The sequence below is a fragment of the Paenibacillus nuruki genome (assembly GCF_001721045.1).
Classification (GTDB): domain Bacteria; phylum Bacillota; class Bacilli; order Paenibacillales; family Paenibacillaceae; genus Saccharibacillus; species Saccharibacillus nuruki.
Genome location: NZ_MDER01000002.1, coordinates 1 through 21,290 on the forward strand (window position 1 = coordinate 1; position 21,290 = coordinate 21,290).

26 protein-coding genes are annotated in these 21,290 nt (G+C 39.4%); 5 read left to right on the top strand and 21 right to left on the bottom strand.

Annotated elements, in window-relative coordinates; all coding sequences use genetic code 11:
* Positions 1-428 precede the first annotated feature (428 nt).
* From PTI45_RS00435 to yyaC, 18 genes are all read right to left on the bottom strand, one after another.
* Positions 429-1,313, bottom strand: a complete 885-nt coding sequence (locus PTI45_RS00435; protein ID WP_069325581.1) for a nucleotidyltransferase-like protein — start codon at positions 1,311-1,313, stop codon at positions 429-431.
* A 258-nt stretch (positions 1,314-1,571) separates the two neighbouring features.
* Entirely contained in the window at positions 1,572-3,284 is a 1,713-nt protein-coding gene (locus PTI45_RS00440) for a glycosyl hydrolase family 18 protein (RefSeq protein ID WP_069325582.1), read from the bottom strand.
* 110 nt (positions 3,285-3,394) lie between these two features.
* The gene (gene perR, locus PTI45_RS00445) at positions 3,395-3,829 is read right to left on the bottom strand and encodes a peroxide-responsive transcriptional repressor PerR (RefSeq protein WP_069325583.1); all 435 of its coding nucleotides are present in this window, start codon (positions 3,827-3,829) and stop codon (positions 3,395-3,397) included.
* A 143-nt stretch (positions 3,830-3,972) separates the two neighbouring features.
* Positions 3,973-5,379, bottom strand: coding sequence for a DUF4097 family beta strand repeat-containing protein (locus PTI45_RS00450; RefSeq protein ID WP_069325584.1), 1,407 nt, complete (start codon positions 5,377-5,379; stop codon positions 3,973-3,975).
* Positions 5,363-5,944: a hypothetical protein gene (locus PTI45_RS00455; RefSeq protein ID WP_069325585.1), complete on the bottom strand. Its 582-nt coding sequence runs from the start codon at positions 5,942-5,944 to the stop codon at positions 5,363-5,365. Before PTI45_RS00455 ends, PTI45_RS00450 begins: the two co-directional genes overlap by 17 nt.
* Before the next feature lie 29 nt (positions 5,945-5,973).
* Positions 5,974-6,681 carry an MgtC/SapB family protein gene (locus PTI45_RS00460; protein ID WP_069325586.1) on the bottom strand — a complete coding sequence of 236 codons (708 nt, stop codon included), beginning with the start codon at positions 6,679-6,681 and terminating at the stop codon, positions 5,974-5,976.
* On the bottom strand, positions 6,681-7,175 hold the full coding sequence (locus PTI45_RS00465) for a GNAT family N-acetyltransferase (RefSeq protein WP_069325587.1): 495 nt from the start codon (positions 7,173-7,175) through the stop codon (positions 6,681-6,683). Before PTI45_RS00465 ends, PTI45_RS00460 begins: the two co-directional genes overlap by 1 nt.
* Before the next feature lie 115 nt (positions 7,176-7,290).
* A complete protein-coding gene (gatB, locus tag PTI45_RS00470) occupies positions 7,291-8,724 on the bottom strand; it encodes an Asp-tRNA(Asn)/Glu-tRNA(Gln) amidotransferase subunit GatB (RefSeq protein ID WP_175425093.1) in 1,434 nt (477 codons plus the stop codon).
* 30 nt (positions 8,725-8,754) lie between these two features.
* The gene (gene gatA / locus PTI45_RS00475) at positions 8,755-10,209 is read right to left on the bottom strand and encodes an Asp-tRNA(Asn)/Glu-tRNA(Gln) amidotransferase subunit GatA (protein WP_069325588.1); all 1,455 of its coding nucleotides are present in this window, start codon (positions 10,207-10,209) and stop codon (positions 8,755-8,757) included.
* A 54-nt stretch (positions 10,210-10,263) separates the two neighbouring features.
* A complete protein-coding gene (gene gatC, locus PTI45_RS00480) occupies positions 10,264-10,551 on the bottom strand; it encodes an Asp-tRNA(Asn)/Glu-tRNA(Gln) amidotransferase subunit GatC (protein WP_069325589.1) in 288 nt (95 codons plus the stop codon).
* A gap of 129 nt (positions 10,552-10,680) precedes the next feature.
* Positions 10,681-11,058 (bottom strand): ATPase, encoded by a 378-nt coding sequence (locus PTI45_RS00485; RefSeq protein ID WP_069325590.1) that lies wholly within the window; start codon positions 11,056-11,058, stop codon positions 10,681-10,683.
* Positions 11,059-11,313: 255 nt separating this feature from the next.
* Entirely contained in the window at positions 11,314-11,949 is a 636-nt protein-coding gene (locus tag PTI45_RS00490; RefSeq protein WP_069325591.1) for an MBL fold metallo-hydrolase, read from the bottom strand.
* Positions 11,950-11,955: 6 nt separating this feature from the next.
* A complete protein-coding gene (locus PTI45_RS00495; protein WP_069325592.1) occupies positions 11,956-12,525 on the bottom strand; it encodes a thioredoxin family protein in 570 nt (189 codons plus the stop codon).
* 4 nt (positions 12,526-12,529) lie between these two features.
* A complete protein-coding gene (gene uptA, locus PTI45_RS00500) occupies positions 12,530-13,141 on the bottom strand; it encodes an undecaprenyl phosphate transporter UptA (protein ID WP_069325593.1) in 612 nt (203 codons plus the stop codon).
* Positions 13,142-13,375: 234 nt separating this feature from the next.
* Entirely contained in the window at positions 13,376-14,557 is a 1,182-nt protein-coding gene (locus PTI45_RS00505) for a class I SAM-dependent methyltransferase (RefSeq protein WP_069325594.1), read from the bottom strand.
* Between the two features lie 29 nt (positions 14,558-14,586).
* Positions 14,587-15,240: a DUF6483 family protein gene (locus PTI45_RS00510; protein ID WP_069325595.1), complete on the bottom strand. Its 654-nt coding sequence runs from the start codon at positions 15,238-15,240 to the stop codon at positions 14,587-14,589.
* Positions 15,241-15,259: 19 nt separating this feature from the next.
* Positions 15,260-16,057: an alpha/beta fold hydrolase gene (locus tag PTI45_RS00515; RefSeq protein ID WP_069325596.1), complete on the bottom strand. Its 798-nt coding sequence runs from the start codon at positions 16,055-16,057 to the stop codon at positions 15,260-15,262.
* Positions 16,058-16,073: 16 nt separating this feature from the next.
* Entirely contained in the window at positions 16,074-16,616 is a 543-nt protein-coding gene (gene yyaC, locus PTI45_RS00520) for a spore protease YyaC (protein WP_069325700.1), read from the bottom strand.
* A 188-nt stretch (positions 16,617-16,804) separates the two neighbouring features.
* Between yyaC and PTI45_RS00525 the strand changes: the two genes are divergently transcribed.
* From PTI45_RS00525 to PTI45_RS00545, 5 genes are all read left to right on the top strand, one after another.
* Positions 16,805-17,029 carry a DUF1128 domain-containing protein gene (locus PTI45_RS00525; protein WP_069325597.1) on the top strand — a complete coding sequence of 75 codons (225 nt, stop codon included), beginning with the start codon at positions 16,805-16,807 and terminating at the stop codon, positions 17,027-17,029.
* 114 nt (positions 17,030-17,143) lie between these two features.
* On the top strand, positions 17,144-17,872 hold the full coding sequence (locus PTI45_RS00530; RefSeq protein ID WP_069325598.1) for a phosphatase PAP2 family protein: 729 nt from the start codon (positions 17,144-17,146) through the stop codon (positions 17,870-17,872).
* Positions 17,873-17,991: 119 nt separating this feature from the next.
* Entirely contained in the window at positions 17,992-18,249 is a 258-nt protein-coding gene (locus PTI45_RS00535; RefSeq protein ID WP_069325599.1) for a GlsB/YeaQ/YmgE family stress response membrane protein, read from the top strand.
* 172 nt (positions 18,250-18,421) lie between these two features.
* Positions 18,422-18,964 carry a YtxH domain-containing protein gene (locus PTI45_RS00540; protein WP_069325600.1) on the top strand — a complete coding sequence of 181 codons (543 nt, stop codon included), beginning with the start codon at positions 18,422-18,424 and terminating at the stop codon, positions 18,962-18,964.
* 117 nt (positions 18,965-19,081) lie between these two features.
* Positions 19,082-19,447 (top strand): DUF5665 domain-containing protein, encoded by a 366-nt coding sequence (locus PTI45_RS00545; RefSeq protein ID WP_069325601.1) that lies wholly within the window; start codon positions 19,082-19,084, stop codon positions 19,445-19,447.
* A 227-nt stretch (positions 19,448-19,674) separates the two neighbouring features.
* Here PTI45_RS00545 and PTI45_RS00550 read toward each other — a convergent pair whose 3' ends face one another.
* Genes PTI45_RS00550 through PTI45_RS00560 form a run of 3 tightly spaced genes read right to left on the bottom strand, consistent with a single transcriptional unit; the run spans position 19,675 to position 21,257 of the window.
* Positions 19,675-20,451, bottom strand: coding sequence for a sigma-70 family RNA polymerase sigma factor (locus PTI45_RS00550; protein WP_069325602.1), 777 nt, complete (start codon positions 20,449-20,451; stop codon positions 19,675-19,677).
* Positions 20,448-20,900, bottom strand: coding sequence for an anti-sigma B factor RsbW (gene rsbW, locus PTI45_RS00555; protein WP_069325603.1), 453 nt, complete (start codon positions 20,898-20,900; stop codon positions 20,448-20,450). Before rsbW ends, PTI45_RS00550 begins: the two co-directional genes overlap by 4 nt.
* Before the next feature lie 18 nt (positions 20,901-20,918).
* Positions 20,919-21,257, bottom strand: a complete 339-nt coding sequence (locus tag PTI45_RS00560; RefSeq protein WP_069325604.1) for an STAS domain-containing protein — start codon at positions 21,255-21,257, stop codon at positions 20,919-20,921.
* Between the last annotated feature and the right edge of the window lie 33 nt (positions 21,258-21,290).

A 21,290-nucleotide genomic window follows, 5' to 3' on the forward strand; every position in this document is an offset into this window, starting at 1 on the left:
TGAGCCAGGATCAAACTCTCCATAAAGTGTTTGACTTGCTCAATTCTTAAACTGGCGAGAACCGAAGTTCTCTATTTTTAAAGGTCGGCTAAGACCTTCATTACTCACTCGTTGTTCAGTTTTCAAAGATCAAACATTTCGTTATTTTGCTTTTGTGCACCGACGCGTTATCGCATCAGCAACTCTTATAATATATCATGCTCATTTCATTTTGTCAACACTTTTTTTGAAGAACTTTTTAATTTTCGTTTATAAGATTTCTCTTATATAGAAGAATTATATGGTGTTGATGACTGTATCCGTTGAAGCGGAACGTTTTATAATTTATCATAGAATGTTGATCCAAGTCAACTACTTATTTAGCAAATGATTAGGAGTCGAATATAGTTATATTCCGCTTCGTTTCTAATTGTTGATTTCTTCGGTTGTTATCGGTTGAGCCAATAACGTATTTCTCTTTCTCCTCCTGCTTGTTCAGGCCGCCAAGATACCACTTCATTGATCAATGAACGGTATACAAGCTTACGAATAACCATAGGTAGCATATTGCCTACATGCGATAGATCAGGATGTTGTACTAATTCTTTGACACTCCATGGTTGTTTGCGACTTCGAAGAACTTGGAAGAGTATAGATGAACATTCTCTCATTTTGGACATCACAGAGAATTCGCAAGCTAGCAAAACTAATTCTACTCGCTGCTCCATCGTTTCTACACTGAAAGCCAGTTGCTCGTATAATTTGTATACATCAAGCTTTAAGGTTCTGACTTGTTCCCAGACTGCTGATTCTGGATAGATGCCTTTTTCAGATAAATCAATTCTTGCCCAGTGTTGTAATGCTTGAAAAATACTATTATAAGCATCCATCACTTGGTTCTGCTTCATATAGTGCTTTGCTTCTACATACAACGTTAAAAAATGGGTGAATTCTAAAAATATTCTACGCTCTCGTAGAGGACTGGAAAAGTGCATGAATTGTTGTCTTAACTTGTCTATCTGTTCATCTGTATCCCAGAGTAGTTCGCCATTCAGAAAGTGTTCAATCATCATACGATTGTCTCCGGTTATCATACAATGCTCTAACATATCTTGATCCACATATATCACTTGTACGTGAGTATTCGATCCATCAATACGATGCTCGATGATTTCGACTTGTTCATGGTAGCTACATACAACGATAATAAGAACTTCAAAATCATGTAAAAGTGAACCATTGAATTGCTGGTTTTGACTTTTCGATGCAACGGCTCCGATAATCTTACGGTGATTGGATTGTGCATGTAGAAAAGAAAGGTTAGTTAATTCCACATTGTCCTCCTTCATTTGGTTGAAAGTTGACTCATCGTTTTTATAGCTATAGAACTTATTTCTACAATTTGGAATACCTTTCCTGCTTGAAATCTAAGTAATTTACATAAAGGCGTAATTTTATTGTATTCTTTGAAATCATTTGACTATGTAAAAAAAGGCTAGAATACCTATCAGACGATGCTGAGTAAGTATTCTAGCCTTTGCATTCATATAGTTGTTCTATATTTACTGTGTCATCTTATTGCTTGCTCCATCTTATTTTTCAATCTTAGATAGTGTATTCCATGCACGTTCGTCACCTAAACTACGTGTCCATGAAGCGACTCCAGCAAGATTGAGCTTTTGGGCAAGTTGTACTCTTGCTGTTAGAGAAACTTCATCTTCGATCCAGATCCGTTTGAGTGTACCCTCTTCTTGGTATTCTACATAGTTCTGTCCTGTCGTCTGATCGAACTTCGGTGACAATTTCTTTTCTTTGATTAACTCTGCGATCCCATTCATTCCTAATGCTTTGGATGAGACTTTGGTTTTGCCATCTTCCGTCTTCTCTGTCCATACGCGTGAATATAAAGGAACTCCCAAAATCAATTTATTTGCCGGAACTTCATCTTCTTCTAGAACACGATTCACTGCTTTTTCCACCCATGGTAATGAAGCGACTGAACCCGATTTGGGGCTAGCTGCCCAATGTTCGTCATACGCCATCAGCATCATATAATCTAAAGAAGGTGCTAATGCTTCACGATCTAAAAATTTGGACCATAGCTCGCTGTTGGATTTTGGTGTTACATCCATCGAAAGTACAAGGTCTTTCTGAAGAGCGAGTGGTCGTAATTCACGTACAAATTGAGTTACATTAGGTCCATCGCTTGTATGCACACTTTCAAAATCAATATTGATCCCATCTAGTTGATAAAGATCAGCATATTCTAATATTTGTGATATGACTCGACTTCTATTCTCATAGGTTGATAAAGCACCTGTGGTCATATCTGCATCAAAGTTGTTGCTGATCAATCCCCATACTTCTTTGTTGCGATTATGAGCCCAATTTACATAATGCATGTCTGCTTTACTACGTACATTGCCTGTATTATCAACGATCTCAAACCATGTAGGACTGACTACATTAACTCCAGGTAACTCACCGATCTTGGTGGTGTCTGGTTGACGCTCATAGACGGCTTCCCACGTTAGATTTACTTTTTTCCCTGCCCAGTCCCTGTTTACTCGGTTATCAGGCATCTTCGGGACGGATACTGTCTCCAAATCGTCTAAAGCTACGCTATCCTTCTGCATATACCCGACATATCCATTATCTAACTGTACTGTATACCATTCTTCTCCTGTCTCCCATATGCGCAATCTAGCATTCTGAGGGACATCTGTATAAATACGAGAATGAATATCTGCTTCTACACGTAAGGCAACCGTCTGATCTGCTCCTGCGGTTACAGTATGTGCGTATTGGACTTTCTCGCCTGCTTTTAACAAAATTACAGCACCTGTTGTAGGATCTTCGTAGACATTAATGCCATAGGTTTCTTTGAGCGGAGCGAGTGGTACGTACAAAACCTCCCCTTCTTGTTGAGGAGCAAATCGCAATTGTACTGATTTCATATTAAGTTGTGCGTCTTTACTTCCACTTTGTAGTTGTACGAGATTACGATCTGTTGTTAGAATGACGGATTGTGTTGCTTCTTCATATCGAATGTTAGGATCGATCTGTTCTTGTAAAACCGGTAAAGGGAGTTGTAAAGAATCTCCTGTTCCGATAGCCGAATAAGGTAGTATCTCACCTTTGATAAAAATAGGTTTAGCTAGTCCTTTCCAATCCGGGTCTTTATGTAAAGGGTTAGGGAAAATCTCAAATATAATCCAACCGATTATTAAAAAAGCTACAAAACCTAATACCCACCAACGACGTTTGTTTGATCTGTGTAGATGTGCTCGTTCTTTTCTATTCAAAGTATCCTCCTTGTGCTTTGTTATTCAAGCTCTTGTTGTTAAATAGCGTTTGATGCATGACTTTAATAAAAAAAGCGTGAAAAACCATATGGTTTCTCGCGCTTTTGAAATTACTGTTGATTCAAGCCTCTGCAATCTGCGCAAGTTCCATAAAGCTCCATCCGATGCCCAGAAATCTGAAATCCTGTATGCCTAGCTGCTTGTTGTTCTACTGCTTCTAACGAAGGATAACTAAAATCCTCGATTTTGCCACACTGCTGACAGATCACATGATAATGATCTGTAATATTAGCATCGAATCGGCTTGAATTATCACCGTATGTTAATTCATGCACCATTCCTGCTTCAATAAACATTTTCAAATTATTATATACCGTAGCTACACTCATACTTGGAAATTGAGGTTCTAACGAACGATAAATTTCATCTGCTGTTGGATGTTCCATGGATTCTAGTAAATAACTTAAAATCGCATGACGTTGCGGTGTAATCCGTACGCCGCTGACTTTGAGCTGTTCCAATGCGTGTTGCACACTTGTCGTCATCTTATTCACCGCCTTATTGAACTTTCCGAAAAAAACTGTATGTCCGGTAAGAACTAATAAAAGAAGAAAGTGACCAGACAAGGCAGACATTCGTCAACTTTAATTGTACGGGTAGATGAAGAGGATTGTCAACGCAACCTCTTTTAGTTCGTTGATGGAGACTCTGTCACTGGTTCATCGGTATTGGTAGTATTCTTACTTTCTGTGGTGCTTGGTGATCCTGAATTTGAAGAAGCATCAGTCTCTTCTGGGTTCGCTGGATCAATCGTTTGGTCGTCATTGTCTTTAACCATAGCATCACTATTACGCATAATATTCAAGTCGCCATTACCATCTACTTGTATCGCATGATCGGCTGTACCAAATTCACCTGTGATGGTTCTTTTTTCTACTTTTAAAGGCAAATCAGTATTGATTGTTCCATAGCTGTTGGAACCTGACACTTTGTAATCGCCGGTTGGTGGTAAGTAGAGATGAATCACACCGACTGCACTATACACAGACCAATCTCCACCAATACTTACTGAACGAATCTCAATATTTCCATTTAACGATTCAGCTTTGACTGCAAAATTCGCCTCATCTACCATCACGTTACCATTTCTTGTATTTACATCAATATCACCAAGACCGCTTGTTAGTGAAACATCGCCGACTTGTGTATACAGCTTAGCCACTCCACTGATATCGCTCGCTTTGTATGTGCCTTGTTTGGTATCTGCATCGACATTACCAAGAATCGATGAAATATCCATATTTCCGTTAACGGTCTGTGCTTTGATATCGCCGACTAGATTACGCATAATTAAGCTACCGTTACCTGAACGTACTGCAATATTACGTAATGCTTCTACATTAGTCATAGTCACTTTACCATTCGTTGTCTGAGCATTAATATCTAACCGACTCTTTTCAGGTAAAGTGATCTCCATATTGATTCTAGGCTGACGATTATTGGATTCACCATACGTCTGTGTCTGTGGACGAATCGAAATCTCATCCCCTTCTGACACTTCGATAGTCGTAGCGTCCGCAATCTTCTGTGCTTCATCGGCTTCAATCTCATCGATCCAGACTACCGGACGTACTTCAATCTTATCTACATCGCCACGATGAACGATCAAGTCTCCATTGATTCCTTCTATGGTCAGTTCGTCGGTATCTTCATCGACTGGAATCGATACAGGTGTTAATTCGATTCGATTACCCGAAGCCTCACTAAATTCGGAAGAAGCCGCTGTTAAATCGAGACTAACTTTACTCCATAGATATAAATATTGATTCTGTTCGGTCACGAAAAAAATAGCCGCCGCTGCAATCACAGCAGTCAGTATTCCTTTGATATCTAAGCGGAATCTCATTCGTTTACGACGGGAAAGGATATAAAATATAATATATTCCAAACCCCAACATACTAGAATAAGTGGCCACCATTGAAGTAAAATAAGTAGCTGACTGCCACCACTCCATTGATCCACACTAATTAAAATACCTAAGGCTATCCATAACAATGAAGCTGTTATTCGTCCTACTCTAATTCTGCCTGTCATTGCTAGCACCTCCTACAGCCTGAGATTTAGCAGATGACGTTGATTTATGAATCGATCGATAAATCCGTACAATTTGAAAAGCAAGTAACCCTACACCGATCACAATACAAATGACTGCTGTAATATAACCGCCCCAGAAGCTGACAACATTACGCAGCCAATACGGTCGTACTAAAAACATAAAGATCAGTAATCCTTCTGCCATTAAGACTAAACCAAATGAAATTCCGCGTACTCCTGCAAACGATTTACGGCGCTTGTATTTGGGAATAAGCGCACGGATATGATCGTTAATCCAATCTGTAGATTGCAGAACATCATACACATTATAGAAATAAATAACTGGAATCATCAGTGCTAATAATATCAAAAGAGGAACGTTGATCTGAATGCCTTTGGATGTAAAATAAAAAAGGGCAGCAATATCAAGCAGTAAAATAGCAATAAATTGTATTCCCCTTTGTGCCAATCCTAGATACATATGACCGAATCCAGGAAGAATAGCAGCGATAAAAACAGCGATAAATTTGCGTTTGAGTGGTAGTTTGGCAGGGGTCTTTTTCACTGTTGATCATGCCTCCTTGTTCTTTGCCTTTACTCAATAGCTACTGCGGTCACACCTTCGATCTTTTGAATATTACCTATCAACTCTAAAGAATCATATTCATGCTTGATAATGACATTCAAGCGAAGTTCGGTAACCAACATTTCAGATGTCATGCTAATGCCACCACGTTCTTTGACATAGGTTACTTTTTTAATCTGAATATGTTCGCTATCCATAAAACGGGATATTTTATCCAATGTTAACGTACCTGCTATCCCTTCGATCGTAATCTGATGATCTTTGCTACGACGAATATAACGTTGTTCTACGATATTAAGTACCCACAAATTCAATAGAACGATCAATGTGCATACAAAAGCTGCAAAATAAAAACCAGCTCCGATAGCCAAACCGATGGCAGCCACTACCCAAAGCGAAGCTGCTGTTGTCAAACCAGTAATCGCTTTACCTGTAAATAAAATTGTCCCTGCTCCCAAAAATCCGATACCAGAAATAACAGCTGTTGCTAAACGAGCTGGATCCAGTCGCACATTCGGTTCTTTGACAAATTCAGCAAATCCGTAGACTGATAACATCATAATCAAAGTAGAACCTACACAAACTAAAATATGCGTTCGTAGCCCTGCTGCGTGGCTAGATCGCTCTCGTTCCCAACCAATCAATCCGCCCATCAGCATTGAAGCTAGTAAACGAAGTAAAATATGAACATTGGTAATATACCAGGGATCAGACATTAGTCACTCGAATCCTCCCCTGTGTGAGCTAAAGCAGGATTAGGACGATGAAAAGTAGTTAATTTGACACCTGGCGCTACTTCAAACGTCTCAATCGGGTAAAATCCATACTTTTTATATAACGATACCGCAGGCTGATTGAGTTGACCTGTTGATACGATATATAAAGGTACATCAGGATACTCTGCAAATACATGTTCAATCAATTGACTTGCAATCCCTTGACGAAAAGCAGAAGGATGGACCATCATACGAGCAATCGTTAATGTATCATGCTCTTCTCTTTCAATAGAAATTACACCTTGAATTTCTTCATATTCATTCACATACGCATAAAAGGTTTCACGGCACCGACGAATAGTCTCTACCGTGTCCAGTAATGGTGGAAGTTCTTTGAAGCCAATGAGCTGTGCTTCTAAGCGATAAGCAATATGTTGTAATGCCCATATCTGCTGAACCGTATGGTCATCTTCTAATATGCATTTCTGGATCACAAGATCACTCCTTTACTTCCCCATATAGTATTGGCAAAAGTACTATCTGCTAAAAAAAGAGACATGCCATATGGCATGCCCCTATATCTGTTTATCATCCCGGGATTATGCCAGATTAGCGAGGCAATAATTCAGCCAATAGTTTGTTAACCATGCCCGGATTCGCTTTGCCTTTACTTTGCTTCATAACTTGCCCCACTAAAAAGCCGATCGCTTTGTCTTTGCCTGCTTGATAATCTTCTACAGACTGTGGATTGGCGGCGATCACAGCTTCAACAATGCCTTTGATCGCACCTTCGTCACTAATCTGAGTCAATCCTTGATCTTCCACGATTTGCTGTGGTAGTTTGCCGGATTGAAGCATTTCTTTGAATACCGTTTTGGCAATTTTATTACTGATAGTGCCTTTTTCGATCAGTCCGATCAATTCACCTAATGCTTGCCCTGTTAAAGGAACGGCTGCTAATTCAAGATTATTGGCATTCAAATAACCAAGTAATTCTCCTTGCATCCAGTTCGCGACGGATTTGGCATCGCTAGTATACGTTAGGCTCTCTTCAAATAGATCAGCCAAAGGCTTGGAAGATGTAATCACACCTGCATCATATTCAGGTAACCCATATTCAGAAGTATAACGCGCTTTACGTGCATCTGGTAATTCAGGAATAGAAGCCTGAATACGATCTTTCCATGCTTGATCAATATGCAAAGTCACTAGATCTGGATCAGGGAAATAACGATAATCATGCGATTCTTCTTTGCCACGCATTGATAATGTTTTGCCCTGAGCTTCATCCCAGCGGCGTGTTTCTTGAATCACTTTGTCACCATCATCCAAAATCTCAGCCTGACGGTATTGTTCATACTCTAACCCTTTTTGTACACCACGGAAAGAGTTCATGTTTTTAAGTTCAGCACGAGTTCCAAATTCTTTTTGCCCTGCTGGACGAAGACTGATATTCGCATCACAACGAAGTGATCCTTCTTCCATTTTCACATCAGACACATCACAATATTGCATAATCGCACGAATTTTCTCCAAATAAGCACGAGCTTCTTCCGGCGAAGAAATATCCGGTTCAGATACAATTTCAATCAGTGGTGTGCCCACACGGTTAAAATCAACCAGTGAATCGTATCCACCTGATGTATGTGTTAATTTACCTGCATCTTCTTCTAAATGTAAACGGGTAATCCCTATACGCTTAGTTGTACCATTCACTTCAATATCAACCCAACCATGTTCACCGATCGGTTGGTCGAATTGAGAAATCTGATAAGCTTTAGGGGAATCCGGATAGAAATAGTTTTTGCGATCAAATTTGCTCACATCGCCTATTTTACAATTGATAGCTAGTGCTGCTTTCATGGCGTAGTCTACAGCTTGACGATTCAATACAGGCAATACACCTGGATGACCTAAACAAACAGGGCATGTATGCGTATTAGCAGGTGCACCAAATGCTGTAGAACAACCGCAAAAGATTTTGGACTTGGTATGTAGTTCAACGTGAACTTCAAGTCCGATGACTGTTTCGTAATTGGACATACTGATAGCTTCCTCCTTCTTCACACGGTTTTAGAGCTGCGGCCGTTGTTGATGATTGGTATTTTGTTCAAAAGCATGTGCCACGCGCAAAACCGTCTGTTCGTCGAAGGCTTTGCCGATAATTTGCATACCTACAGGTAGACCGGAAGCGAATCCACAAGGAACGCTAATCGCTGGAACGCCTGCAAGACTTACCGGAATCGTCAAAATATCGTTAAGATACATCGTTAAAGGATCATCCAATTGCGAACCTAATTTGAAAGCTGTTGTAGGTGCAGTAGGTCCAATAATAACATCATATTTTTCAAATACATTATCAAAATCACGTTTGATCAATGTACGTACTTTTTGTGCTTTGAGGTAGTAAGCATCATAATAACCAGAACTTAAAGCATAAGTTCCTAACATAATACGGCGTTTTACTTCATCTCCAAAACCTTCACTACGGGATTGATGATACAACTCTAACAAGTTGCCCGGGTTCTCTGCACGTACACCATAACGAACACCATCAAAACGAGCCAGATTAGAAGAAGCTTCAGAAGAAGCAAGTAAATAATACGTAGCTACTGCATATTCTGTATGTGGCAAAGAAACTTCTTCCCACTCTGCTCCTAATCCTTCTAAGACAGCCAAAGCATCCATAATGGATTGCTTCACTTCTGGATCGACACCTTCACCGATGTATTCAGAAGGAACAGCAATTTTGAGACCTTTGATCTCTCCAGATAATGCACTCACATAATCAGGAATATCGACTTTAGCAGATGTAGAATCTTTAGCATCATAACCAGCAATCGCTTGTAAGACATAAGCAGAATCTTCTACATTTTTGGTTAATGGGCCTATTTGATCCAAAGAAGAAGCAAATGCCACTAATCCAAAACGGGATACCAGACCATAAGTAGGCTTCAATCCAACCACTCCACAATACGAAGCAGGTTGACGAATAGAACCGCCTGTATCTGATCCCAGTGTAAAGTAGGCTTCACCTGCCGCTACTGCTGCCGCTGAACCCCCACTTGAACCACCAGGTACATAATCCAGATTCCAAGGATTGCGAACAGGTGCAAAGCTAGAATTTTCATTCGAACCGCCCATTGCAAATTCATCCATATTCAGCTTACCGATCGTCACAGCATCTGCTTGACGAAGCTTGTCTGCTACAGTTGCATTATAGATAGGATCATAATTTTTCAGAAATTGGCTACCACATGTTGTACGTAGACCTTCTGTTACAATATTGTCTTTCACCCCTACAGGAAGACCAAAAAGTAGACCCCGTGCTTCTCCACTCACTAGCTTTTCATCGAGTGCTTTGGCAGATTCGGTTGCTCCTTCTTCGTTGAGTGTAAGGTATGCTTGTATTTTGTCGTCTTGTTCACCGATGGTCTTGAATGCTTGAGCTACAAGGTCGGTGACTGCCAAGTCTTTGGCATGAAGCCGATTATGTATTTCATTCAGACTCAAATCAAATAAAGTCAATGCCTATTCCTCCTTCAATTCTGTTGTTCATGGTTATTTATCTTGTTGAAGCATCTATTCCAGTACAGCAGGTACTTTGAATTGTCCATCTTCTTCGTCCGGTGCATTGCGTAGCACTTTCTCAATCGGAAGGCTCTCGTGAACTTCATCTTCCCGCATGACATTGCTTAAATGTAATACATGGGTAGTTGGTTCCACGTCATCTGTATCTAATTCTTTTAATTTTTCTGCATATTTCAAAATAGCACTTAGCTGTGCAGTAAACATTTCTTTCTCCTGCTCACTCAAATCCAAACGTGCTAGCTTAGCTACATGCTCTACATCATTGATATTGATACTCAATTTGATTTCCTCCCTCGCTAAAAATAACTTTTTTCATTATAGGGTACATAAGGTGACAATTCAATTGAAGTTCTATAATAAATCTGGACTTATTTGTAGATAATAAAAAAGAGCCGGCAAGCCGACTCTTTAAATCCATGCACGCAAATTAATTTGTTTCACAAAATCTGCTTGCGCTACAGTATCCGTTAAAGGCTCCTCAACAAAGGGAAGCTCTTCACCATTCATGATATGATAAAATAATTTCTCATTATGTGTCGCTAGAGCATAATCGATTAGCGCCTCGCGTCCGACTCGTTCAGCTTCTTGTTGGAGCAATCGTTCTTCAGGCTCAACATCACCGGAAGGTACAAAGAAATTACGATTGACCTTAGGAATACGAATGACATAATCGAAGGCATTATCAGGGTTACGGTCATATGCGATAACATATCCGTAATCTCCTACAGGCAGACTTTGCTCAAAGGTATCAGCGACAACTACGATTTTTTCTCCTAAATGCAGCATCGTGTAACTCCCCCTAGCTTTATCTACTTTATTTCTGTATCATACTAAAAAAAAATAATGATGTCCAATTTTATTACCAAAAATCAGGCTAATTACACTTGCATAACCATTAATATCGTATTAAAAGTCGATTAATGTCATTTACTGTTAGATACCCAATATAAATAAAACAAAAACACGTACACAGGCGCCTTGCACCCATTTACGTGTTTTTGATGACTCATTTTTTCATTATGTTACATTTATAAGCTGAAATTAAGCAGGAACATAAGGATTGCTTGATTTTTCTGCACCGATTGTTGTTTTTGGACCATGTCCTGGATAAACGGTTACATCATCTGCCAAACGATACAATTTGGTACGAATAGAATCGATCAATTGACGTTCACTACCCCCGGTAAGATCTGTACGACCTACGCCCATACGGAAAAGAACATCGCCTGCAAATAAATCTTTGCCACAAAGGAAGCTGACACTGCCCGGCGAATGACCTGGTGTGTGATACACCGTGAAGGTATGTCCGATCAATTTCAACTGTTGTCCTTCATCTAACGCATATTCTGCAGGTTCTGCTGTAATCGGTGGTGTGACTTGAGACCAATTCGCTGAACCGTTAAGCTTAGCATTGGTTAACCACTCGGCTTCTAGATCATGAAGGTACACAGGACAATTACATAATGTACGTACTTCTTCTAATCCACCCATATGATCAAAGTGAGCATGAGTCAGGAGAATCGCTTCTACATTTAGATTCAATGATTGTATGCGACGCACCAAAGCTCCCGGATTCATACCTGGATCAATCACAATCGCATTGGAACTATTTTCAGCGATTAATAAATAAGCATTGGTCTGTAAGGGTCCTAATGAAAAACTTTCTATTTTGAACAAAATGCATTACACCCCCGATAAAATTTCACGCAATTCACGAATAATCATAGCGTGCGAAGCCGAACCTTCTCCATAACGCTCCGCCATACCTTGACGTACAACAGCCATCTTCTCTTGATAGTCTGCTGCTTCACGATCTGGATTCTCTTGTTTGAAAGCGATCATTAATTCTTGTACGTGCTCTGGACGAGGTCCCCAATGAGCAAGTACATGTCCGCCTGTATCTGTAATAATTACGACAGGTACAGAACGACCACCCATCGTTAAATAATCATCCATCGTGTCAAAATTCTCTTCCAAAATCAAAATTTTGGTAGGAATCTCTGCTTCTTCAAACGCACGTAGAACAACCGGCACATTGCGAACCACATCTCCACACCAATCTGCTGCTAAGATAAGTGAACGCAGATCATCACGGTGAGCTAACAATTTAAAAAACTCATGATCATCTAAATCAGTCCAATTGAATAACTCATATCCATGATGGAATTCTTCTTTATTTTTAGTCATACCCTCCATAAATTGTTCAGGAGAAATGCCCTGTTCCCATTTATCTGCTAAGTTCGGTTTGTTCATCGTATTATCCACCCTTCTTTTTGTTCTTCATCTTCCATTTAACCAAAAAGTAAGCTGCTAACAGCACAATCGCTGCTACAATAAGCGGTAATGTATATTTACTAGCGATATCATCAATATGCTCCCATTGACTTCCAAGTGCCATTCCTAGATATACAAAAAGAGCAGACCAAGGAATGATAGCCAATGTTGTCAGTAGAATAAAACGCATATGTGACATACGAGAGATACCCGCTGGAATCGAAATCGCATGTCTTACTACAGGAATAAAGCGTGCGGTAAAAATAACACCTGAGCCGTATTTATCAAACCAAGCTTCGGCATGATCGATATGGCTTTTCTTGATCAAAATATATTTGCCATACTTCTCAAGTACCGGTCTACCCCCATAGCGTCCAATCCAGTAGATAAACAGTTGAGCGATCACGCCACCCACTGTTCCGAAAAAGACAGCTCCAAAATAATTGATAGCTCCTGTAGATACAAGGTATCCACCATAAGCCAATACAATTTCACTTGGGATCACTTCAATCATTAATCCAAGCATAATTCCAAAATAGCCAAGCTGTTGAACCCAGTGTAACAATTGGGCAATAATATCAGATATAATCTCCACCAGTCCTCCTTATGATTTACTCTATCTTTGTATCTTTTATCTCTTTATCCCTGTCTGTATGTATTCCCATGTCGGTACAAGTAAGCCAGCATTCATGATGTTCTGTTATTTTAGCACAGCCATCAGAACCCATTCCACTATGTACGTAAGCATATATGACCTAGCTTACCATGAAAAAAGCTGAATTCACTTTGGAACAGCGAATCCAGCTTGGATTATACCATAAAATGTTCATTATACTAATGATTTTTGATAGGACTGTAGAAGGTCTTTACAAGCATTTTCAAGATACGGCTTCGCTTGAATCATATCTCGAAATGCAGTATATTCCTGCCACATTTCAGCATTTTGTTCATTTTCTGCTTTCACTGCGCGAATTAAAATATTTTTTGGTGTATGTTCCATATCTATAAATTCGAGCAATTGTGTTTTGTAGCCCAACAGATCTAGTAATTTGGCACGCAAAGCATCTGTCGCTAACGCAGAAAATCGTTCTTTAAGAATACCGTGTGATAGTAATGGGCTCATCGTATCATTCTGAATCTGATTGAACAATTCATGCTGACAACAAGGAACCGATAGAATCACAGACGCGTTCCAGCGCACTGCTTTTTCTAAAGCTGCATCTGTCGCTGTATCACAAGCATGCAGAGTGACCACCATATCCACTTGCTCAAGCTCGTTATAATCTGCAATATCGCCTACTAAAAACTTCAATTGATCATAATGAAGCTTTTCGGCTAATTGGCTACAATGTTCGATCACATCGGCTTTGAGGTCTAGACCTACAATATTGAGCGGACGATGTTGTTGAATATTTAGATAATGGTACAAGGCAAATGTAAGATACGATTTACCACAACCGAAATCTACAATCGTAAGTTCTTTGTTTACAGGCAAAGATGGTAATACATCTTGTACCATTTCCAAAAAGCGATTGATCTGGCGGAACTTATCATATTTACGAGCCAACACTTTACCATCTGCATTCATAATGCCCAGTTCGATTAAAAAAGGAACAGGTTCGCCATCTTCAAGGATATATTGCTTTTTGCGATTATGACTGAGATCGGTAGACGTTTTGGTCGGTGTTTTGGTTAAAATAGAAACTTTGTACTTTTTGCTGATCAATACTTGATAATCAGCTTCTTGGGTACACAGTAATCCTTGACGCATCGTTTCTTGTAATAAAGCGAACAATACTTGTATCGCTTCTGTAGGTAGCACATTATCGTGAGTTACCTTGTTGCTGTAATGATAGGCAAATTGATAATGAAGTTGCTTTTTCAATTCAACCGGTTTGATAATGACTTTGGTAAAAGAATCGTTATCTTTTTTGCGAAGTTGGCTAAGTGTTGCTGTAATTAGCTCGCCAGCTTCGATACATTGAGTAATTAATCGTTGCAATGAATCCATGATGTACAGCTCGCTTTCTGTCTTTCAACTTAATTTGACTTGGCTTCTAGCTCGGCAGAGGCTGTTGTAAGTTCTGCTCGAGATACGCCACCTTCTTCTAGCTGCTCATCGTTTAACCCTAATAGGCGTTGATACAGCGCGTGACCTTCTGTCTCTGCTAATGCAGGATCAAGCTCTGTTAGGCGCTTGAGTGCATCTAAAGCATTATCATAATACCCTTCTTGCTCTTCATACTGGATAAAGAGATGTTCTATTGCAGGGGGTAGCCCATAATCTGCTAATTCATCTGTCAATTGATCAATCTGCTCGGGATAATCAAACATCGTCCGATCGGCATCATTTACAGCGCAATACAAAAATAAATGTAATGACTTGATCCGGCGCACAACCGCTTCTTGCTCTTTCTCACTTAACTCGTAAATATCTGCTTCTTCACGCATCAGTCGGGCCAATGCTTGCAGGCGATCGACTTCAACGACTGAACCGATACGGAATAATTCGATCACTTCTTCTGCGGGTAACCGATTAATCAATCCATTATTCAATTGGAACTTCTGGCGAACCATATCATCCAGTTCCCAGAGGGCTTCTGTCAATTTCTTCTGTTGCTTCAATCCGAACACTTTAGAAATGACTGATGCCATATCTTCGATCATACCCATAAGGTAATCATTTCTGAACATTCCTATCCCGCCTTTAATATTAATCTTTCAATTGATTTTGCATAAAATCATGAATAATATTGACTAACTGTTCAGGTGCTTCCATCATACTCATATGTGCAATATCTGGAATAACTGCTGTGGTTATACGTGTAGAGTCTGCAACAAACATTCGATCTGGTGGAGCAATCGGATCGTATTCCCCGGCTACTAATAATACAGGAACATTAGCATTTTGGATAATAGACAATCGTTCAGGACGCTCACGCATCGCAGCCGCTGCTCCACATCCACCTTCAGGAGAAGTGATATAACCGATCTCTTTTACTTTCAAAATCGAGTCTGGCAATTTATAGACCAAATGTGGCGCAAACAATCCTTCTGCAAATCCATCTACAAAGTCGATCATACCTCTGGTACGAATCTGTGTAATCGTATTTAAACGCTTTTGCTTAGCTTCTTCTGTATCTTCATAAGCAGTCGAATGTACAAGTCCCCAAGACTTGATATAAGAAGGATATTGATCTACAAGTGCTAACGTTACATAACCACCCATTGAGTGCCCTAGTAGAGTGACCTGCTTCAGATCAAGCTCATCTAATAAGGTAACCACATCAGCTGCCATATCTTCTATTGTATAAGGATCTGTCGATACAGGACTATGACCATGTCCACGCAGATCAGGCACGATACACCGATAATGTCTCGATAAAAGAGGAATCACTTCATCCCAATATGCGGAACTTCCTAGAAAACCGTGTAATAATACAATCGGTTCACCTTGACCATTATCTGAAAAGTGTAATTTAATCGGTTGCTGTTCGGTTGGCTGACTCATATATCCATCTCCTATCTTATTTTAATATACCTAGGCCTTGAACAACAGCTTGGACAATATCTTGTGACATATTCATTACTTTATACAGTGAAGTCGTCTGAAGTGTCCAATAAGGTTTGGGGCCATTTTCATTTACAATCGCAGCAATACTGTAATTACCTACTCCTGGAAAACGTCCTCCTACCGATAAAGCCGGGAAAAGTGGAGCTTCACCTATACTATATAACCCGACAGTATGATGTCTACCTAGGCAAGCATCGATAGCAATAATTTGTAGATGATCGGGAATCTGTGGAATACGTTCGTGAAGATTGTGAGCATCGCATGGAAAATCCATTGTTCCTATAATATGAGGTAAACCATATGCAGCCAGTCCACTACCAGTTAAAGGACCTAAGGCATCTCCAGTAGAACGGTCAGTACCAATACAGACAAAAGCTAATTGATCTATAGAATGAAGAGCTGCTATACCACGAAAAAAATCAGTCAATCCATGTGTATTTACATTGCGACGATCCTGATCATTGTAAGGAAGCAGACTGGAACGACGATTGATCATAATAAAAACCATGTCCCTCCTTTAATAAACGTATATACCTATCAGATAGGCAAATACATCATACATCTTGTCGATACTCATTTTACCCTATGCAAGAAGTTACCGCAAAATAATTGGTTTGACCTCATTATCCATGATACAATACAAAAAATAAGCCTATGCTTAATGAAGAAAGGAAGAACCCATTCATGGATTTGTCTCAACCTACCCAAGAAAATATAGCTTTTATGATTGAAGGCATCAAAACAAAACTTCGGATGGCAAGTGGAGCGGCAATGCAAGCTTCTGCTTTTTCTACCGAACAATACGAAGATATTCAAGAGGTCTATGATATTGTGATGAACAATCCGAACCTTAGTATTAGCGAAGTTGAAGCCTTAGTTTCTGAATTAGGACGTTTACGCAAAAAATAAATAAAACGAATGAGTCTTTCCTAATTATAGGGAAGGCTTTTTTTATATTCGATTCATTTGTTAAACTAGGGTTAAATTAAACATAACTCTATGTAAAGAAAGAAGGCGATACCGATGTCATCTGAGCAATTTTCCAACTCTAACAACGAACAGCCACAACGATTCTCATCTCTTCCTGTTTGGCTACTGATTATTATGATATTAGTAGGAGGAGGTATAGCTTCATTCCTATTATTGAGGGGAATCGTATGGGGTGTTGAATCTATAGCATTATACGATATACACACATGGGAAAAAGGATTTCAATCTTATGTAAGGACATTCCACGAAGAACCTATTCGCACGATTATGCTCTTTTTCACCTATATGGGTTCATTCTATTCTACTGTATTTGTTGCTTTATCCTTTTCGATTCTATTGATGGTTCATAATATGTATCGCGAAGGCCTTGCTCTTCTTGTCACAACCGCAGGTGCTTGGCAAATCAATGTATTGCTTAAATCTTTCTTTATGCGTCCACGTCCTGATCTAGAATTCTGGACCCATGCTTCAGGGTATAGCTTCCCCAGTGGTCATTCTACGATTGCAGCTGCTATGTACGGTATGCTCTTTGTCATTTGGGGCATGCATCGCAAAAGACATCAATTATCACTTACTCTTCCTATTGTTTGCGGTATTCTTCTGATTGTAGGTATTGGTTTGTCGAGAGTATATCTTGGCGTGCATTATCCTACAGATATCATTGGTGGTTATATTGCTGGTTCACTTTGGCTGACTGCATGTGCGTATTCTTTGCACTTATGGCGAAAATCCGATCCACAAAGGACTTCTATTCGTTATTGATCACAGAAATGGAATGTTTCACCTTTTGGTACTGGGTTTATATACGAAGTAAGACAAACTGCTAACTGATTGGTATAATGATCAACATATTTCATTGTACAGCAAAGGAGACGATTACTATGTGGGGCATTATTATCAGTATCGTAATGGCAGTCATTATTGGTGTTATTGGTAATGCGCTTGCAGGTAATGAAATGCCAGGTGGCATTATAGGTGCTGCTATTGCTGGGTTTGTAGGTGCTTGGTTAGGTGCTTTAGTATTTGGTAATTTCGGTCCAACTATTGGAGATTTTGCTATTATTCCTGCTATACTAGGTACTGCTATCTTTGTGTTTTTGCTTGGTTTGGTTTCCAGATTGTTCAGAAGAACAGCCTGAACCTTGTCCTCGCATCACATATACAAGCCATACTTAAAGTAAGCTACACATAATACTTAAACTTCAAGAACAGCTTTACTAAGGAATAACATATGGCTGCATTCTTTTCTTACTTACAAAGGTTGATCTGCTTAGACAAATCGATCTAAATTAAATCAAGGAGTGATTAATAATGAATGAAGTAGAAAAACAGTACCCAGTTCAAACAAGTTCTACATTTGTAAAAGGTGTATTTATCGGAGGATTGTTGGGAGCAGCAGCAGCATTGTTGTTTGCACCAAAACCAGGTCGCGAATTACGCGGAGATATCTCTGAGAAGTTTGTAGAAGCTACAGACAAAACTAAAGAAGTTGCTGGTAATGTAACAGACCGTACGAAAGAGATTGCTACAACTGTAGCAGATCAAACTTCTCAAGTAGCGGGTCTAGTAAGCGATTCTGCTGTTTCTCTAGCTCAAACCGTTTCTACTAAAGCTAAAGATGTAGCTAAATCAATTACAGATAACAAAGAAACAGTAAGCAGTTCTTTGTCTGATGCTGCTCAAAACGTAGCTAAAGATATCAAAGATGCTTCTGACAACGTAAGTAAAGATGTGAAAGATGCTTCTAACGATGTAGCTAAAGAAGCTCAAAACAAAACCAATGAAGTTAAAAAAGAAGTGAACTCTACAACGTCTACACCGGGTAGTAACAACACAAGCTTCCCTACACGTTAATAGTGATTCACAAATAGCCGGCTCATTGTAGTCGGCTATTTTTATGTCTCGTTCATAGAATATCGGATATTTATACTTAATTTATTTTATTATTTATACGAAAGTGAGGGAACATCTATGGCTCATGACAACAAAGAAGTATCACCACGCTCTCCAGAACTCGTTAAGCCACCTGAGGCAATCGGCGAACATCCTTTTGAATTACGTCACGAAGTGAAACGTCTCAATGAACGTCTGGATCAGATTGCAGAATCGTTAGATAAAGCAGAGATTCAAGATATTATTGAGAACTATAGCAGTGTGAAACGTCGGCTCGTGGTTAACTTTGTAGCAGGTGCAGCACGTGGTCTAGGATTATCTCTAGGTACGATTGTAATTCTAGCTATTCTCGGTTTTATTTTAAGCCAAATGGTTTCTCTACCTCTTATTGGAAACTATATTGCTCAAATTCTAGACTATGTTAAAGCTTCTCAAGGCAGATAATAGTGATCATTATGAGTATCAAAGTCAAAAAACCTCTACATTCAATGAATCACCTTATGTGATTTAGGCATTGAATATAGAGGTTTTTTGATCTGTTAATAGTCGATAGCACAAAAAATGCGCTTATACTATTCCTTTCCGGAACAATACAGCGCATTTTAATACTCATCTATTTTCCAAAGTATCCTAGCATCGTTGCTACACTTCGTAACATACATTAAACGTATTTATCCGGAAGTAGAAGCATTCGACATAATCTGCTTCAACTTTTCAGTTGCTCGTTTTTGGATACGAGATACGCTCATTTGAGAAACACCAAGTTTCTGAGCAATCGCACGTTGAGATTGACCTTCCTGGAAAGCCAATAGCAGTACTTTCTGTTCTTGCTCTTTTAACTGACTAAGTGCTTGTTGTAAATCCATACGTTTCTCTACAGAATCGTAATCATTCACATCTGCACTAATCAATTCACCAAGTGTAGCTGCACTCTCTTCTTGTGATAGAGGAGAATCCAACGATACATAGTGATAGCATTCACGTCCAGCTAGAACTTCAATCGTTTCTTCTTCAGATAGATCTAGAAAGTGAGCAATCTCACGCACATGGGGTGAACGTTCTAACTTCATGGTTAATTCATCGATAGCTTGTTGTACTAACGCTCCCTTTTCCTTAATACGGCGGGGAACCTGTATGTACCAAGATTTATCGCGCAAGAAATTTTTCATATGCCCGATCATACTCTTCATGGCATATGGTTCAAACGGAATCCCAAGTGAGATATCGTATTGCTGCAACAAACGGATTAATGCCATCTGACCTACTTGGTACAAATCTTCATACAAGTCTGGTCGGTTACGGGCAATTTTACCCGAAGCCATTTTGACCATAGGCTCGTACTTTTTGATCAGTACTGTAGCGATGTCATTATCTTTTGTTTGTTGATACTCCCAGATCATACTGATTGCCTCGTCCATAGACTCGGGGGGAGTTAATCTTTCACTCATACAGTTTCCTCGCTTAGAGCAAGGTTTTTGGATAATATTACACGAGTACCTTGACCAGCAGAATTTTCGATACTCACATTATCCATTAATGCTTGCATCAAATAAAAACCTAAGCCACCGATTTGTACATCGTGTAGGTCTTTATCATGAAGTGTATTGTTCTGTCCCATATCCTTTACTGATTCGAAGCTCTCCCCTTCATCTTCGACAATAATGGATAATGTTTCTTCACCAACTTCAAAAGTCACTTCCACATGTCCTCCCTCTTGTCCGTACGCATACAACACAGAGTTATTACAAGCTTCAGAGACTGCTACTTTCATATCTTCAATATCTTCATAGGAAAAGCCCATTTTAGAAGCAATTCCGTACAAGTTTAGTCTAACTACGTCCACAAATTCTGCCGTCGCTGGCAAATTAAGAACTACTTTTTGAGTATCAGCATTCATACGATGTTCGATCCTTTCCTATTGGGAATTCTCCTGAGGGACAAAAAACTTAGCAATACCTGTCATTTCAAATAATTTTTGAATCTGTGGAGGAACTTCTTCAACAGTAAAGCTGGCGTTCATACCATGCCGTGCTTTGAGAATCGAAAGTAGAATACCAATACCTGTACTGTCAATATATTTCAGGTCTTTCATATTGATAATTAGATCTTGTTCTGCTTCCCCAACAAGAGGTTCCATTACAAGACGGAATTCCGGAGCAACCGATAAATCCATTTCCCCACTCAAAAATACGGTACATGCTCTTTCATCCATTTCAGTTACAACATTAAATTTCTCATTTTTATTAGTAGTCATAGACATTCTCCCCTGAACAATGGTTTCTTTACT

Bases quoted from the DNA above. Each gene is read 5' to 3' on its own strand.
- perR (WP_069325583.1), bottom strand. From the start codon at position 3,829: ATGACGACAAGTGTGCAACACGCATTGGAACAGCTCAAAGTCAGCGGC.
- PTI45_RS00450 (WP_069325584.1), bottom strand. From the start codon at position 5,379: ATGACAGGCAGAATTAGAGTAGGACGAATAACAGCTTCATTGTTATGG.
- PTI45_RS00460 (WP_069325586.1), bottom strand. From the start codon at position 6,681: ATGTCTGATCCCTGGTATATTACCAATGTTCATATTTTACTTCGTTTA.
- gatB (WP_175425093.1), bottom strand. From the start codon at position 8,724: ATGTCCAATTACGAAACAGTCATCGGACTTGAAGTTCACGTTGAACTA.
- PTI45_RS00485 (WP_069325590.1), bottom strand. From the start codon at position 11,058: ATGCTGCATTTAGGAGAAAAAATCGTAGTTGTCGCTGATACCTTTGAG.
- PTI45_RS00495 (WP_069325592.1), bottom strand. From the start codon at position 12,525: ATGAACAAACCGAACTTAGCAGATAAATGGGAACAGGGCATTTCTCCT.
- PTI45_RS00505 (WP_069325594.1), bottom strand. From the start codon at position 14,557: ATGGATTCATTGCAACGATTAATTACTCAATGTATCGAAGCTGGCGAG.
- PTI45_RS00510 (WP_069325595.1), bottom strand. From the start codon at position 15,240: ATGTTCAGAAATGATTACCTTATGGGTATGATCGAAGATATGGCATCA.
- PTI45_RS00515 (WP_069325596.1), bottom strand. From the start codon at position 16,057: ATGAGTCAGCCAACCGAACAGCAACCGATTAAATTACACTTTTCAGAT.
- yyaC (WP_069325700.1), bottom strand. From the start codon at position 16,616: ATGATCAATCGTCGTTCCAGTCTGCTTCCTTACAATGATCAGGATCGT.
- PTI45_RS00525 (WP_069325597.1), top strand. From the start codon at position 16,805: ATGGATTTGTCTCAACCTACCCAAGAAAATATAGCTTTTATGATTGAA.
- PTI45_RS00530 (WP_069325598.1), top strand. From the start codon at position 17,144: ATGTCATCTGAGCAATTTTCCAACTCTAACAACGAACAGCCACAACGA.
- PTI45_RS00535 (WP_069325599.1), top strand. From the start codon at position 17,992: ATGTGGGGCATTATTATCAGTATCGTAATGGCAGTCATTATTGGTGTT.
- PTI45_RS00540 (WP_069325600.1), top strand. From the start codon at position 18,422: ATGAATGAAGTAGAAAAACAGTACCCAGTTCAAACAAGTTCTACATTT.
- PTI45_RS00545 (WP_069325601.1), top strand. From the start codon at position 19,082: ATGGCTCATGACAACAAAGAAGTATCACCACGCTCTCCAGAACTCGTT.
- PTI45_RS00550 (WP_069325602.1), bottom strand. From the start codon at position 20,451: ATGAGTGAAAGATTAACTCCCCCCGAGTCTATGGACGAGGCAATCAGT.
- rsbW (WP_069325603.1), bottom strand. From the start codon at position 20,900: ATGAATGCTGATACTCAAAAAGTAGTTCTTAATTTGCCAGCGACGGCA.
- PTI45_RS00560 (WP_069325604.1), bottom strand. From the start codon at position 21,257: ATGACTACTAATAAAAATGAGAAATTTAATGTTGTAACTGAAATGGAT.